Genomic DNA, 14,459 nt, shown 5'->3' on the forward strand with positions numbered 1-14,459 from the left:
TACCATCCAGGCTTTTTCCGCCAGCGTGTCCGCCTTGTCCGTCAAGCAGCTTTTTGCGCCGATCGCCGCCGACATGCAGGCGGTGGATGCGGCCATCCGCAGCCGTCTCCATTCAGACGTAGTCCTGATCCGCCAGGTTGCGGAATACATCATCCATAGCGGCGGCAAGCGCCTGCGTCCCGCTTTGGTGCTGTTCACCGCCGGGGCGATGGGCTACAAGGGGACGCATCACCACGAACTGGCTGCAGTCGTCGAGTTCATCCATACCGCGACGCTGCTGCACGACGACGTCGTCGACGAGTCCGACCTGCGCCGCGGCAACAAGACCGCCAACGCCATGTTCGGCAACGCGGCCTCGGTGCTGGTGGGCGATTTCCTCTACACCCGCGCCTTCCAGATGATGGTCGGGGTGGACAACATGCACGTGATGCGCGTGCTGGCCGACGCCACCAACATCATCGCCGAAGGCGAAGTCCTCCAGTTGCTGAACTGTCACAACGCAGATGTCCTCATCGAGGATTATCTGCGTGTGATTCGCTACAAGACCGCCAAGTTGTTCGAAGCCGCCTCCCGCCTGGGCGGCATCGTCGGCGGCGCGGACGAGGATACCGAGCAGCGCCTTGCCGCATTCGGAATGCACCTAGGCACCGCTTTCCAGCTCATCGACGACGTGCTCGACTATTCCGCGGACGAAGCCGATACCGGCAAGCACCTCGGCGACGACCTCGCCGAAGGCAAGCCCACGCTGCCGCTGATCCATGTCATGAGCCACGGCACGCCCGAACAGGCCGCGCTGGTGCGTGGCGCCATCGAGAACGGCGGCCGTGACGATTTCGCCGCCGTGCTGGCAGCGATCAAGACCACCGGTGCGCTGGAAGAAACCCGCCGCTACGCCGAAGCCGAAGTCCGGCTGGCGATCGATGCGATTTCGGTGCTGCCCCCTTCCATTTTCAAGGACGCGCTGCTACAATTGTCCCACTTTGCAGTTGAGCGAAATCACTGATATATTAGTGGGCTTCGCAAGGCAGCAAACAAGTGTCGGGGAATAGCTCAGCCTGGTAGAGCACTGCGTTCGGGACGCAGGGGCCGGAGGTTCGAATCCTCTTTCCCCGACCAGAAATTCCCGGGAAACGCCCAAGTGAGTCGATCACTTGGGCGTTTTGCTTTTTGGCCTCCATGCGCGTCGGGGCAGAGCAAATCCCGCAACTGCCGTCCCACGCGTGCCCATGGCAGAACTGCCAATCAGGCTGACAGAATTGGCGGTAAATGGCAGGCGCTAGCGCAGCCCTGTTGGCAATATCCCCTGTTTTCCGCCCGTTTCGCGCCTTCTCGTCCGTGGCACGCGGATTGCAATGGAATGGTCGAAGCAAGGCCGCCGGCCAAATTCCTGCCTGAGCCGTTCCCTCTTCGGCCCACCCCCCGGCAGAGTTTGCTGGATTGGATCGCGTGTTTCCCGGTCTTGCTTCTTTTTTGTTTCGTTGCCGGGAGAGCAGTCGATGTCCGAATATCTCGAAGACCGCCGCAAGCTGCTGGCTGCCACTGCGGGTGCAGGGGCTGTTGCGGCGGCTGCGACTGCGGTTCCTTTCGTTGCCAGCCTGACGCCGTCGAGCCGCGCCCAGGCGGCCGGGGCGCCGGTCGAAGCCGATGTCGGCAAGCTGGCGGCGGGTGAAATGATGACCGTGGAGTGGCGGGGCAAGCCGGTGTGGATTCTGCGCCGCACGCCGGAGATGCTGGCCGCGCTGGAAGGCCATGAGCAGCGCCTTGTCGATCCTGCCTCGGCGGAAAAACAGCAGCCCGAGTACGCCGCCAATCGTCATCGTTCGATCAATCCCGAATTTCTCGTCGTGATCGGCATCTGCACGCACCTCGGCTGCTCGCCGTCGGAGAAGTTTGCGCCGGGCACTGCGCAAGGGATGCGGGAGGACTGGCCGGGCGGCTTTTTGTGCCCTTGCCATGGCTCGATCTTCGATCTGGCCGGGCGTGTCTACCTCAGCCAGCCGGCGCCGACCAATCTCGAAGTGCCGCCTTACCAGTGGTTGTCGGAAGCCGTGGTCCGGATCGGTGACGACGGCAGCGGTGATTCTGCGTGATGAGGGCCGGGGCGATGAGTCTGCCGTCGAATCCTTGCAAACGGGACTGAATGCCATGCACATCGCCGTCTGCATAAAACAGGTTCCAGACAGCGCGCAGATTCGCGTGCATCCGGTCACGAACACGATCATGCGGCAAGGCGTGCCGACCATCGTCAATCCCTACGACCTGTTCGCGCTCGAGGAAGCGCTGCGGATCAAGGATCGTACCGGCGCCCGGATCACCGTGCTGACGATGGGGCCGGCCCAGGCCGAGGAGGCGCTGAGGAAGTGCCTTTCCCTCGGTGCGGATGAGGCCATCCTGGTCACCGACAAGGTGTTCTCCGGTGCCGATACCCTCGCCACCTCCTATGTGCTGGCGGCTGCGCTGAAAACGCTGGATGCGCGGACGCCGGTCGATCTGATCTTCACCGGCAAGCAGACCATCGACGGCGACACCGCCCAGGTCGGTCCCGGCATTGCGATCCGGCTCGGCTGGCAGTTGCTGACCTACGTGTCGAAGATCCGCGAGCTGGAGCCGGCGGCGCGGCACATCGTCGTCGACCGCAGGGCCGAAGGAGGTGTGCAGGTGCTGAAGTCGGCGCTGCCTGCGGTGGTGACCATGCTGGAGGGCAGCAACGAGCTCCGCTTCGCAGACATGCCCGGCATGTTCAGAGCGGCGCGCCAGGAAGTGCAGCGCTGGAACCGCGACAGCATCGGCGTGGAGCTCGCCCAGGTCGGGCTGAAGGGCTCGCCCACGGTGGTCGCCCAGGTCTTCGGTCCCAGGCCCAAGGCGGTCAAGGCGCTGCGCATCGAAGGAGAAACCCCGGATGCGATCGCCGAAGCCTTCGTCGACAAGCTGTTCGCCGATCATCCGCATCTCGAGGACGCCATGCTCGAACATCTGGAACTGCTCGGCCAGCAGGGGGTGGAGCCATGAGCGACTCACTCGACACCGCCGCCAAGCCGATCAAGAAGCCCAAGCGCGTCCTGCCCGAACGCTTCAAGTCCTACAAGGGCGTGTGGGTCTTCATCGAGCACGAGCACGGACACGTGCACCCGGTGTCCTGGGAACTGCTCGGCAAGGGGCGCGAACTGGCCGACAAGCTGGGCGTGGAGCTGGCCGGCGTGCTGCTGGGCGGCATGGGCGAGGCGGTGAGGAAGCTGGCCGAGGAAGCCGGTGCCCACGGCGCCGAGCTGTGCTACCTGGCCCAGCATCCGGTGCTCGAGGATTACCGCAACCAGCCCTACACCACGGGGCTGACCGAGCTGGTGGACACTTACCAGCCGGAAATCCTGCTGCTCGGTGCAACCACGCAGGGGCGCGATCTGGCCGGTTCGGTCGCGACCACGCTGCTGACCGGCCTGACCGCGGACTGTACCGGGCTGGACATCGACCCCAGCGACCGTTCGCTGCTGTCGAGCCGCCCGACTTTCGGCGGCAGCCTGATGTGCACCATCGTCAACCTGGCGACGCGGCCGCAGATGGCCACGGTCAGGCCGCGGGTGATGGCGATGCCTGTGCGCCAGCCGGGCCGCCTGCCGCGCGTCGTCGAGCACGGCCTGAAGCTGGACGAGTCCGCGGTCGTCACCAAGGTGCTCGATTTCATCCCCGATGCCCGCGCCGACAAACCCCAGCTGCCGTTCGCCGATTTCATCGTCGCCGGCGGCCGGGGCCTGGCCAAGCCGGAGAACTTCGCCCTCGTGACCCGCCTGGCGAGCACCATCGGCGCCGAGGTGGGCGCTTCCCGCCCGGCGGTGCATGCCGGCTGGGCCGACGTCGAACGCCAGGTAGGCCAGTCGGGCAAGACCGTGCGGCCCAAGCTCTACATCGCCGCCGGCATCTCCGGCGCGGTGCAGCACCGGGTCGGCATGGAGGGCGCGGACGTCATCGCCGGGATCAATCCCGATCCGCGGGCGCCGATCTTCGATTTCGCCAACTACGCCCTGATCGGCAGCGCCGCCGAATTGCTGCCTGCGCTCGAACGCGCCTTCGCCCGGCGTCTGGCCGAGGCGCGGGCGCGGCGGGCGCAGGCGGCGGAGGAGACGGTGTGATGGAGAAATTCGACGTCATCGTCGTCGGCGCCGGCCCGGCCGGCAATGCTGCGGCCTACACCCTCGCGCGCGGGGGACTGTCCGTGCTCCAGCTCGAACGCGGCGAATCGCCGGGAACCAAGAACGTCCAGGGTGCGATTCTCTACGCCGATGCGCTGGAGAAGATCATTCCCGACTTCCGCGACTCGGCGCCGCTCGAACGGCACGTCGCCGAACAGCGGATGTGGCTGCTCGACGAGAACCAGACCTGTACCGGCGTCAGCCACCGCGACGCGCGCTTCTCGCAGCAGCCGTACAACCGCTACACCATCATCCGCGCACGCTTCGACCGCTGGTTCTCCGAGCAGGTCAAGCGTGCCGGCGCGCTGGTGATCTGCGAGACCACGGTGACCGGCCTGCTGAAGGACGACGCCGGCAAAGTCATCGGCGTGCGTACCGAGCGCGCCGAGGGCGACATCCTGGCCGACTGCGTGATCCTCGCCGATGGCGCCAACGCGCTGCTCGGCGAGCGTGCCGGCCTGCGCCCCGCGATCAAGGCCGAGGACATGGCGCTGGTGGTGAAGGAGGTGCTGTTCCTGCCCAAGGAAACCCTGGAAGCACGCTTCAACATCAGCGGCACCCAGGGCGTGGTCATCGAGATCGCCGGCAACGTCACCCACGGCATGGTCGGCACCGGCTTCCTCTACACCAACAAGGACTCGATCGCGATCGGCATCGGCTGCATGCTGGGCGACATGAAGCGGCAGCAGCTCACGCCTTACCAGTTGCTGGAAGGGCTGAAGCGCCACGCTGCCGTACAGCCGCTGATCGACGGCGCCGAGATGAAGGAGTACTCCGCCCACCTGATCCCCGAAGGCGGCTATCGCGCATTGCCGCAGCTTTACGGCGAAGGCTGGCTGGTGGTCGGCGACTCGGCCGGCTTCGTCAATGCGGTGCATCGCGAAGGCTCGAACCTGGCGATGACCTCGGGGCGCATCGCCGCGGAGACGCTGATCGCACTGCGCCAGGCCGGCAAGCCGTTCAGCGCCGCCAATCTGGCGGGATACAGGCAGGGGCTGGACGAAAGTTTCGTGATGGCCGACCTGAAGAAGTACCAGGGCGTACCGGAGCTGCTTCACGAAAATCCGCACATCCTCGACCTGTATCCACGTTTCGTCGGTGATGCCGCGCGGGAAATCCTGACGGTCGACGGCGCACCCAAGCGCGACAAGCAGAAGAAGATCCTCGGCGAACTGGCGCGCAGGCGCTCCCTGCTCGGCCTGCTGGGCGATGCCTACAAGTTCTGGAGAGCGTTTCGATGAACATGCTTGCCGAACCCCTGCTGCCCAGCGTCAACGTGGAAGAAAAGCTCTTCCAGGATCGCTATCGCGTCGATGTCGGCAGGCCGCACATCAAGCTGCGTGACGCCGCGGTCTGCACGGCGTGTGCCGCCAAGCCCTGTACCGTGTGCTGCCCCGCCGGCTGCTGGCGCGCTGTCGAGGGCGGCGGCATCGACCTCGTCGTCGATGGCTGCCTCGAATGCGGTACCTGCCGGCTGGTGTGCGACGAAGCCAATGTCGACTGGAACTACCCGCGGGGTGGTTTCGGCATCCTCTTCAAGTTCGGTTGATCGGCGCGATGAACGGTATCCGAAAATTCCTGGCCCATGCCGTGCGTCTGGAGGCGGAGTCGGCGAGGCGTTTCGACGAACTGGCCGAACACATGGCCACCCATGGCAACGCCGAAGTGGAGGCGGTGTTCCGGCGCTTCGCGGACTTCTCCCGGCTGCACCTCGAGGACGCGATGGAGCGGGCCGGTTTCAGACATGTCCGGGATCTGCCGCAGGACGGCTACGAATGGCCGCATGGCGAGCCGCCGGAGGCCGCGCCGTGGTGGGGCGTCGACGGCTTGATGGACGTCGAAGCGGCGCTAAGGCTCGCGCTGGAGAGCGAGCAGGGCGGCCTGGATTTCTACCGCTCGATCGCGGCCGGGTCGGCCGACCCGCTGGTAAAGGCCATGGCGGCCGAATTCGCTGCCGAGGAAGCGGAGCATGTGGCGATGCTGCATGAGATGCTGGCCAGGCCGGCCGGCAAGGAATGAGAGGAGCGCACGGGCGCTCGGTCGAGGAGTCTTCCCGATGAAAGTTGCGATCACCAGCCAGAACCTGCGCACCGTCACCGCGCACGCAGGCAGGGCGCACCGCTTCCTGATCTACGATATCCGTTGCCCCTGTGCCCCCCAGGAAATCGAGCTGCTGGATCTGCCCGAGGAAATGGCTTTCCATTCCTTTCACGGCGGTCGCCATCCGGTCGATGGCGTCACGGCGATCATCACCGGCAGTGCGCAGGACGATTTCGTCTCGCGCATGGCACAACGCGGTATCGAGGTCGTCTGCAGCGCTGAGGAGAATCCCCTGCAGGCCGTGCATGACTACATCCAGGGCATCGTCAAGCCGCCGAAAGTTCTCGCCCGCGAGCGCGCTTGAACCCGCCTGTCCATGCCTATCCCGCAGTTGCGCCAGGCCGGGCAGACGCCCGTGGTCCGTCGTTGCGGGACCAGGAGCAGGGAGGCCGTTTCGATGCATGCCAAGGTGAATCCGCTGCAGTTCAGGCCGATCGAGGGGCTGCAAACGGGATTGATCGGCTATCTGCTGGCGGATCTGATCGACAGGGCTGCGGTGGTCATCGATCCGCCGCGTGGGCAGACCGAATTGATTCTCGCCCTGACCGAAGAGCGTGGCGTCGAGCTGAAACATGTCCTTCGCACCCATGCCCATGTGGCCGATGCCGATGCATGCGAAGAATTGTGCGGCCGCACCCGCGCCAGCCTGCTTTCAGGCGATGAGATCGACACGGCCGGCATGCCGGCGGCGCGCTTGCGCCGCGTCGCGCACGGGGCGACGCTTTCGTTCGGCACAGAGACGATCGGCGTGATCGGCACGCCCGGCCGCACCCCCGGCAGCCTGAGCTACCTTTGGCGCGACCGCCTCTTTTGCGGCGATGTCTTCGATCTGGACGGCTGTGCCGCCCATGACAGCGAGGCAGATCCGGGAAGGCTTTTCGATACCTTGATCCGGCGCGTTTTCGTCCTGCCGGAAGAAACCCTGGTATTCCCTGCCCATCCGATCAAGGCGCGCCGGGTCGCAACGCTGGACGAATTGAGGATGCGCTTCGCGTCCGTGCTGCGGCGCGGCCGGGAAGCCTTCATTACCGACATGGCCGCGCGGAGAACGATGAATTCCGCCGGCCGCGATCCCGTGCCATGAGCAGCCGGGTTCCGCCGACGCTGGTGGACGACGGGGCCGGTCTCAGTTTGCAGCGTGGTCCAGGCCGAGCGCTCGCAGCCGGCGATAAAGCGTGCGCTCGCTCAAACCCAGCTTGCGCGCCAGATCCCGACGGCTGCCACGGTGGCCGCGTACCGCCTGAATCAGCGCCTGGCGCTGGATTTCGCCGAGATCGAGTCCCGCTGCCGTTTCCATCGCGCTTTCCTGGCGCGCATACGCAGCTTCGGGCGGTTCGCCCGGGTTGCGGACCTCTTCGGCAAGATGTTCGAGGTCGATCAGTTCTCCGTCGCACATCAGGCTGGCACGTTCCAGCACGTTGCGCAGTTCGCGCACATTGCCGGGGAAGGGATAGGCGGACAAGGCCCGCAAGGCCGCCGGCGACAGGCTCAGCCGGCGGCGTGGCGCCACCCGCTCGAGCAGCGAAGCCACCAGCAGCGGCAGATCCTCGCGCCGCTCGCGCAGCGGCGGCACGAGGATCGGAAAGGCATTGATGCGGAAGTACAGATCCTGGCGGAAGCCACCGTCGCGGATCATCTGTCGCAGCGGACGATGCGTGGCCGAAACGAGGCGCACGTCCGCATGGCGCAGTTCCGTCGAGCCGACCCTGCGGTAAGTGCCGGTTTCGAGCAGGCGCAAGAGCTTGACCTGCATGCTCAGCGGAATGTCGCCGATCTCATCGAGGAACAGCGTGCCGCCGCTGGCCGCCTCCACCAGCCCCTGCTTGCGCGCGACCGCGCCGGTGAAGGCGCCGCGCTCGTGGCCGAAGACTTCGCTCTCGAACAGGGTTTCCGGCAGGCCGGAGCAATCCACCACGACGAAAGGCGCCTCCGCCCGGCTGCTGGCCGCATGTACTGCACTGGCGACGAGTTCCTTGCCGGTACCGGACTCGCCCTGCAGCAGCACGCTGGCCTCGGACGGCGCCACTCTCATCACCATTTCGAGCATGCGCTGGAATGCCGGTGCGCGCCCGATCAGTCCCTGATGGCCCGTCGCGCCCCGCGCCACCTGCATCGGCTCCATCTTCTCGATGAACCAGGCAATCTCCCCCTCCGCATCCCGGATCGGCGAAAGTTCGATGGTGACGTATTCTTCCCCGCGCGGCGTGTGGTGCAGGTGGAGCATCTTTTCGCGCTGCCCCGACTGCAGGCTCTTTGCCAGTGGACAGGACTCTCCCGCGCGATCGCATGGGACACTGTAATGGTGGGACACGTCGTAGCAGGTTCGTCCGACCACGCTCTGCCTATCGGGATACGTGCGGCGATATGCCGCATTCGCGGCGATGATCCGGTAATCCCGGCCGCACAGGATATGCGGTTCCGGCAAAGTCTCCATGAACGAAATCAATTCGGGCAGAGGGCGCGACGCGGGGCTCATTGGGATGCCGCCATGACGGAACGGAGAGTTCGATTCTGCCATAAGGACAGAGGCTCCGCCTGATTCATCGAGCGGGCTCCATGCCGTATTGCAGGCTTTTCGATTTCGCCGCGGTGCGAGACCGGTATTCGGCATTCAGGATGCGAATCGAGAAGAATGGCCCGCGGAATCAATCCGGAATTGTCTGCCGCCTTTGCCGGGGTGCCGTTCCATCGCTTTTTCATTCGAGTCATGGACTGCCACCGCATATGGACTGCCATCCATGGCGGTCGATGGCAGCCACCTGGAAGATGGCCGAGACGCTCGATAAAGCTGGAAAGGCTTGCGCGGCTTGAGACAGGCGCCTCTCCTGATGTTCGAGGGAAAATGGCACGGCATTTGCTGCTCGGCTGCTGGGCAGCCCTGCGATGCCGCGGAGGCTGGAAATACCGGATTCCCTCGGACAGGGTTCGAATGTGTTGATGAATGGCGATAGCGGCAAGGCGATGGATTCGACTTTCGGCCGGCAGCCGGTGACGGCGGACGAGCGCAGGAAAAGGATTCGCCGGGTGTTCGACGACGTCGCGACGCGTTACGACCTGATGAACGACCTGATGAGTTTCGGCATCCATCGCCTGTGGAAGCGCAGCCTGGCGGCGGATCTGCCCGGGCATGGCCTGTTCGTCGATCTGGCGGGCGGCACCGGTGATGTGGCAGCCCTGCTGATGCACGGTGCGGGGCGGCAAGTGCTGGTGATCGATCCGTCGATGCCGATGATGAATGAAGGACGCAGAAAGCGCGGGGCGATGCCGATCCGCTGGCTTGCCGGCGAAGCCGAGCAACTGCCGCTGCCGGACGCTTCGGCCGACGGGCTCGCGGTTGCCTTCGGATTGCGCAACGCGACCTGCCTGGAGGCCGCTCTGGCCGAAACGGTGCGTGTGCTCAAGCCGGGCGGCGTCTTTGCCTGCCTGGAGTTTTCCCGTCCGCTGAAATGGCTCCGGCCTTTCTACGAGCCGTATTCCTTCCATGTCATCCCGCGTCTCGGCGCCTGGGTGGCAGGAAATCCGGCGGCCTACCGGTACCTGGTCGAATCGATCCGGAACTTCCCCGATCAGCAAGGCTTTGCCGCAATGCTGGAAGCTGCCGGGCTTGCCGCCGTCGGCTGGCGCAATCTGAGTTTCGGCATTGCCTGCATCCACCGCGGTATCAAGCCGCCGGCCTGAAATCTTTCCGGCCGGAGCCAGGCCGACATGGCCGCAGCAGAAAGGTCTTCCCATGAAGCATTCCCGACTGGTTTTTCTCCTTGCCGTGCTGGCAGCGTTCCACGTATTGGCGCAGCAGGGCGCGGCGGGCCTGCCGCCGGCATCGGCGGAAGCGAAGATCGCCAGAGGCCTGATGCTCGAACATGAAGGGCGCCACTTTCTGGCGCCTTGCCGGCATCGCAGCTACCTGAACGTGGAGGACGTCTCCGATGGCGGGAAAGTGCTCGCCGCCCTGAAGGCGTTCGGCCTGGCACCGGGGCGCAGCCTGTACGTCGAGCTGCTCGCCGTCGAGCGGGGCGGATCATTGCAGGTTTCGGGGATCAACTTCGTCCATGCGGCGGCCCGCTGCCTGAGCGAAATCGGCGATGAGGCTGGCTGGCGAGCAGTGGGGCTGCAATCCGCTTGGGAAGCCGTTGCCGGCGCCGGCAGGCTTCGTGTCGAGCGTATCGGCAAGCCGGTATTGCAGTTCGAGTATGGGGCGATCGAGCACGAGGGTGAGCGGTACCGCATCGCGGCGCCGGGAGCGAGCCTGAATCTTGCACAGGGCCTGTGTCGACTCGCCGACGGCAGCGCGCTGACGGGCTGGCAGGCGACGCTGGAGCTGGAAGAGGGTGACACCCTGCAGGGCTGTGCGTGGGAGCGCTGAGCGAGCGCGCAATCGATTCGATGGAGCATGATCATGATGAAGAAACTTGTCGCTGTCCTGTGCCTGGGCTTCACCGCTTGTGCCCAGGCTGCGGAGGGGATCGAGACGAAGGCCTTCTTCGCGTCCACCCTGGTGGGGGTCGATGGACGGGCGGTGCCGATGGAGCAGTTTCGCGGCCGTCCGCTCGTCGTCAACTTCTGGGCGCGCTGGTGCGGTCCCTGCCGCGAGGAGATCCCCGAACTGGTTCGGCTGCAAGGGGAACAGGCCGCGGATGGCATCGAAGTCATCGGCGTGGCGCTGGAGGACGATGCCGGGCGTGTGCGCGATTTCGCCAGGGCCTATGACATGAGCTATCCGGTCGTGCTTGCGGCCAGGGACGGCATCGCGCTGATGAAGACGCTGGGCAACGACAAGGCCGGACTGCCTTTCACCGTGTATATCGGCCGCGACGGGTCGCCGGTCGGCAGCAAGCTGGGCGTGGTGCGCAGGGCCGATCTCGACGCCGCAGTCCAGACCCTGCTGCAGTGAGTCGGCAGCGTCCTGGGTCTGGCGCCACGGAAAGTGCAGCGCTGAGCGCATGCGGGTACGGCGCGCGGAAGCACGAGGCCAGGCCGGCGGCGTGGAGCATGCTTCATGCGAACAGCCGCGACACCGCCAGGCCTGCAGCCAGCAGCACGCCGGACAGGTTGGCCGCGGCGATGGTGTCGCGGATCGGCGGCACCAGGCGGGACGGATGTCCGGCGTCGGCCATCAGGCTGCGCGCGGCGCGGACCGACAGGACGACCGGCAGCAGGGCCACGGTGGCGCTGGCCGGCAAGGCACCGGCGATCAGCGCGCCGAGCAGCCACAGGTAGGCAAGGGCCACCAGCATTGCATAGCCGCGGCTCGCGGCCTGCGGCCCGAGGCGCACGACCACGGTGCGCTTGCCGGCCGCTTCGTCCGCCCGGCGGTCCGGAAACTGGTTGATGTACAGGATGGCAGCCACCAGCAGGGCGAACGGCAGTCCGGCCACCAGCGGCAGCGCCGCCAGCTCGCCGCGCTGCACGTAGTCGGTGCCGAGCGCCACCAGCAGCCAGCCCGCGGTGATCGCGGCTTCGCCGATGCCGCGCGACATCAGCTTGAAGGGCGGCGCGGAATAGGCCCAGGCCACGAGCAGGCCCGTCAGGCCGATCACGACCAGGCCGGGGCCCGACCCGATCGTCAGCCACAGGCCGCCGGGAACCACCGCCGCCAGCAGCAGGTAGCCGAAGCGGCGCATCTCGGCCAGGCTCAGGTAACCGTTCTGGATGAAGCGGCTGCCGCCGGTATAGGGGTGGAGCAGCTCGGTGTTGAGGGCATCGCTGCCATTGAGCGCATCGAAATAATCGTTGATGACGTTTGCGCCCGCATGGGCGACGAGGGCGAACAGCAGGGTGACCAGCGCCCTGGCGAAATCGATGGCGAGCCCGTCGGCCGCCGCCGTGCCCAGGCCGATCAGCGAGCCGGCGAAAGTCACGGTCAGGAAGGCAGGCCGCGTCGCCGCGAGATAGCGCGTGAATGCGTTCCTGAATGGACCGCGCAGGGGCGCGCGGAGGGATTCGTCGTCGTTCATGGGTGACGGGAGATCAGGGCAGGTCGCCGCGGCGGAAGATCAGGAAGCCGAGCGCGGCGCTCGCCACCCCGAGTGCGGCCGGGTAGGCGACCGCGAACAGCTTGTAGCCGTCGGCGCCGAAGATGTCGAGGATCACGTAGGCGGAAGGGCCGAGCACGATCAACTGGGGGTCGAACATCGACAGCGCGGCGGTGCGGAAGGCCTGCAGCGGGTTGGCGAGTGCGATCGTGACCGCGAGCTCCGGGGAGATGCGTTCCTGGATCATCACGCCGAGCAGGATCAGGTCGAGGAAGAGCAGGAAGCCCAGCCATGTCAGGAAGGCCGCACCCTGGGCGACGTCGGTGCTGCGTGCGATCGAGGAAATCAGCATGCCGAAGCCGAGGAAGCACATCGCCATGGCCGCGATCAGCGCCGTGTAGTAGGCGAACATGTCCCAGGGCACCTCGATGTCCTGCACCGCGGCCCAGGCCACGGCGAGCAGCATGGCGCCGAACACCGGCAGGAAGATCACGATGTAGCGGCCGGCGAACTTGCCCCAGAACCAGGCCCACAGCGATACCGGCAGCGACAGCAGGTACTCGAACACGCCCGCCTCGCGGTCGCCGGCGACCGAGCGGACGGTGGTGATCAGCACGAAGATCGGCAGGATCGCCATCGTCAGCTGAATGTAGGTGACGAGCAGGCGCGACAGGCCGATGAAGCCGAGCACGCGCGATTCGGTGAGGCCGAAGAGGAAGAGCAGGGCGACGATGCCGCCGAACACCAGCGAGTAGATCTGGAACCAGCGAGCACGGAGCGATTCGACGATGTCCAGACGGGCGGTGAGCCAGAACTGTTTCATGAGCTTCACCTTCCCCTTGCCAGTATCTGCCTGCGTACCTCGTCGTAGCCCATGCTTTCGGCCTCGGTGGCCGTCCCGATCGCGGCGCTGTTGTAGCCCATCGGCGAACTGCGGGCGACGTAGCGCACCTTGCGCGGGTCGTGCCAGATCATCTCCTCGCGGCTCCTGCTGTCGAAGCCGGCCACCCACATGCGGGTGGCTTCATCCGCCATCCAGGGGAATTGCTCGCGCTTTTCCTCCAGCCAGAAGATCAGGCAGCCGATGTCGTCGAACTTGAACGCCGTGTGCTTGGGGCCGCCGCGCAGCTGCGCGGCGAAGCGGCGGTCGGAGATCGTCATGTTGCAGCGCGAGCAGGTGTCGCGGTCCCAGACGATGGCTTGCATGCCCTCGGGCCACTTGTCGCCGGTGCCGCAGCCCGACAGCGCGGCGGCGAGCGGCGTGAGCAGGAGTCCGCCTGTCGCCAGGCGCGCGATGAATCGACGTCGATGCGGGTTGCACATGGTCAATGGGTCCTTTCGGTCATGTCCAGGCTGCTGACCAGCCCGGTATAGCGGGAGACGACACCGAGGAAGCGCAGGCGGTCGGCACCGGCGATCTCGCCGCTCCAGGCGGCCTCGCCGGCGTCGAAGGCGAACTTCCAGCCTGCCAGGGCCTTGGCGATCGCGGGATCGGGATGCTTGAGCCTGATGCGGCAGTCGAGCCGGCTGGACAAGGCACCGGGCTCGGCGACCTTGTCGTCGAGTACGATGCGCCCGGTGTCCATCTCGATCACCCTGTTCACCAGCGCGGAAACCTCGTCGAGCCGATGGCTGGAGATGATCATCGTCGCCGCCTGGGCCCGTTCGGCGAGCAGGTCGAAGAAGATCCTGCGCGCCTCGGGGTCGAGGTTGGCGGCCGGTTCGTCCATGATCAGCAGCTTCGCGTCGCGGCCGAGTGCGATCGCGATCAGCAGCTTCTGTTTCATGCCGCCCGACAGGCGGACGAACTGGCGCGTGCGGATGGCATCGACGTCGAGCCCCAGTTGGCGTGCGATGTCGTCGATGCGGGCCGGTGCCTTGCCGCACAGGCCGGCGGCGAAGTCGATCAACTGGCCGGCCGGCATCCTCAGCGGCGGCGGCAACTGCGGCACGAAGCCGATGCCGGCGAGCACCGCGGCACGATCGCGCCGTGGGTCGGCGCCGCCGATGCGGACTTCGCCGTCATGGACATACTCGCCGAGCAGGCAGCGGATCAGCGTCGTCTTGCCGGCGCCGTTCGAGCCGATCAGCGCGATGCGTTCGCCGAGGGCGAGCTCGAACGAAAGGCCGTCGAGTACCCGCACGCCGCGAAAGGTCTTGCGGACGTTCTCCAGTCGGATCATGTGTCGTCTCCCGTCATGTG

General features: G+C 66.1%; 17 protein-coding genes and 1 tRNA gene. 13 read left to right on the forward strand and 5 right to left on the reverse strand.

Features of this window, described 5'->3' with window-relative positions:
- Positions 1 to 34: 34 nt before the first annotated feature.
- From ispB to NX068_RS15965, 10 genes are all read left to right on the forward strand, one after another.
- Positions 35 to 1,003 (forward strand): octaprenyl diphosphate synthase, encoded by a 969-nt coding sequence (gene ispB / locus NX068_RS15920; protein WP_263462275.1) that lies wholly within the window; start codon positions 35 to 37, stop codon positions 1,001 to 1,003.
- A gap of 36 nt (positions 1,004 to 1,039) precedes the next feature.
- Positions 1,040 to 1,116 (forward strand) — tRNA-Pro (locus NX068_RS15925).
- Between the two features lie 380 nt (positions 1,117 to 1,496).
- Complete coding sequence (petA, locus tag NX068_RS15930) at positions 1,497 to 2,090, forward strand: ubiquinol-cytochrome c reductase iron-sulfur subunit (RefSeq protein WP_263462276.1); 594 nt, start codon at positions 1,497 to 1,499, stop codon at positions 2,088 to 2,090.
- 106 nt (positions 2,091 to 2,196) lie between these two features.
- Complete coding sequence (locus NX068_RS15935) at positions 2,197 to 3,009, forward strand: electron transfer flavoprotein subunit beta/FixA family protein (RefSeq protein WP_263462235.1); 813 nt, start codon at positions 2,197 to 2,199, stop codon at positions 3,007 to 3,009.
- On the forward strand, positions 3,006 to 4,124 hold the full coding sequence (locus tag NX068_RS15940; protein WP_263462236.1) for an electron transfer flavoprotein subunit alpha/FixB family protein: 1,119 nt from the start codon (positions 3,006 to 3,008) through the stop codon (positions 4,122 to 4,124). The genes NX068_RS15935 and NX068_RS15940 overlap by 4 nt, the downstream gene beginning before the upstream one ends.
- Positions 4,124 to 5,425: an FAD-dependent oxidoreductase gene (locus NX068_RS15945; RefSeq protein WP_263462237.1), complete on the forward strand. Its 1,302-nt coding sequence runs from the start codon at positions 4,124 to 4,126 to the stop codon at positions 5,423 to 5,425. Before NX068_RS15940 ends, NX068_RS15945 begins: the two co-directional genes overlap by 1 nt.
- Positions 5,422 to 5,733 carry a ferredoxin family protein gene (locus tag NX068_RS15950; protein ID WP_263462238.1) on the forward strand — a complete coding sequence of 104 codons (312 nt, stop codon included), beginning with the start codon at positions 5,422 to 5,424 and terminating at the stop codon, positions 5,731 to 5,733. Before NX068_RS15945 ends, NX068_RS15950 begins: the two co-directional genes overlap by 4 nt.
- The gene (locus NX068_RS15955; protein WP_263462239.1) at positions 5,730 to 6,203 is read left to right on the forward strand and encodes a ferritin family protein; all 474 of its coding nucleotides are present in this window, start codon (positions 5,730 to 5,732) and stop codon (positions 6,201 to 6,203) included. Before NX068_RS15950 ends, NX068_RS15955 begins: the two co-directional genes overlap by 4 nt.
- A 37-nt stretch (positions 6,204 to 6,240) precedes the next feature.
- On the forward strand, positions 6,241 to 6,588 hold the full coding sequence (locus NX068_RS15960) for a NifB/NifX family molybdenum-iron cluster-binding protein (protein ID WP_263462240.1): 348 nt from the start codon (positions 6,241 to 6,243) through the stop codon (positions 6,586 to 6,588).
- 93 nt (positions 6,589 to 6,681) lie between these two features.
- The gene (locus NX068_RS15965) at positions 6,682 to 7,368 is read left to right on the forward strand and encodes an MBL fold metallo-hydrolase (protein ID WP_263462241.1); all 687 of its coding nucleotides are present in this window, start codon (positions 6,682 to 6,684) and stop codon (positions 7,366 to 7,368) included.
- Between the two features lie 42 nt (positions 7,369 to 7,410).
- Here the strand turns inward: NX068_RS15965 and NX068_RS15970 are convergent, their stop codons facing one another.
- Complete coding sequence (locus NX068_RS15970; protein WP_263462242.1) at positions 7,411 to 8,760, reverse strand: sigma-54 interaction domain-containing protein; 1,350 nt, start codon at positions 8,758 to 8,760, stop codon at positions 7,411 to 7,413.
- Between the two features lie 461 nt (positions 8,761 to 9,221).
- Between NX068_RS15970 and NX068_RS15975 the strand changes: the two genes are divergently transcribed.
- Genes NX068_RS15975 through NX068_RS15985 form a run of 3 tightly spaced genes read left to right on the forward strand, consistent with a single transcriptional unit; the run spans position 9,222 to position 11,175 of the window.
- On the forward strand, positions 9,222 to 9,962 hold the full coding sequence (locus NX068_RS15975; protein WP_263462243.1) for a class I SAM-dependent methyltransferase: 741 nt from the start codon (positions 9,222 to 9,224) through the stop codon (positions 9,960 to 9,962).
- Between the two features lie 52 nt (positions 9,963 to 10,014).
- Entirely contained in the window at positions 10,015 to 10,647 is a 633-nt protein-coding gene (locus NX068_RS15980; RefSeq protein WP_263462244.1) for a hypothetical protein, read from the forward strand.
- A gap of 33 nt (positions 10,648 to 10,680) precedes the next feature.
- Positions 10,681 to 11,175, forward strand: coding sequence for a TlpA family protein disulfide reductase (locus tag NX068_RS15985; protein WP_263462245.1), 495 nt, complete (start codon positions 10,681 to 10,683; stop codon positions 11,173 to 11,175).
- 103 nt (positions 11,176 to 11,278) lie between these two features.
- On the opposite strand, the gene NX068_RS15990 is transcribed toward NX068_RS15985, so the two are convergent.
- Genes NX068_RS15990 through NX068_RS16005 form a run of 4 tightly spaced genes read right to left on the reverse strand, consistent with a single transcriptional unit; the run spans position 11,279 to position 14,439 of the window.
- Entirely contained in the window at positions 11,279 to 12,238 is a 960-nt protein-coding gene (locus NX068_RS15990) for a prenyltransferase (protein WP_263462246.1), read from the reverse strand.
- A gap of 13 nt (positions 12,239 to 12,251) precedes the next feature.
- Positions 12,252 to 13,079 carry an ABC transporter permease gene (locus tag NX068_RS15995; RefSeq protein ID WP_263462247.1) on the reverse strand — a complete coding sequence of 276 codons (828 nt, stop codon included), beginning with the start codon at positions 13,077 to 13,079 and terminating at the stop codon, positions 12,252 to 12,254.
- 5 nt (positions 13,080 to 13,084) lie between these two features.
- A complete protein-coding gene (locus NX068_RS16000) occupies positions 13,085 to 13,579 on the reverse strand; it encodes a hypothetical protein (RefSeq protein WP_263462248.1) in 495 nt (164 codons plus the stop codon).
- A 2-nt stretch (positions 13,580 to 13,581) separates the two neighbouring features.
- Positions 13,582 to 14,439, reverse strand: coding sequence for an ABC transporter ATP-binding protein (locus NX068_RS16005; protein ID WP_263462249.1), 858 nt, complete (start codon positions 14,437 to 14,439; stop codon positions 13,582 to 13,584).
- Positions 14,440 to 14,459 lie beyond the last annotated feature (20 nt).

The organism is Thauera carbonicopians, from assembly GCF_025699485.1.
Lineage (GTDB): Bacteria > Pseudomonadota > Gammaproteobacteria > Burkholderiales > Rhodocyclaceae > Thauera.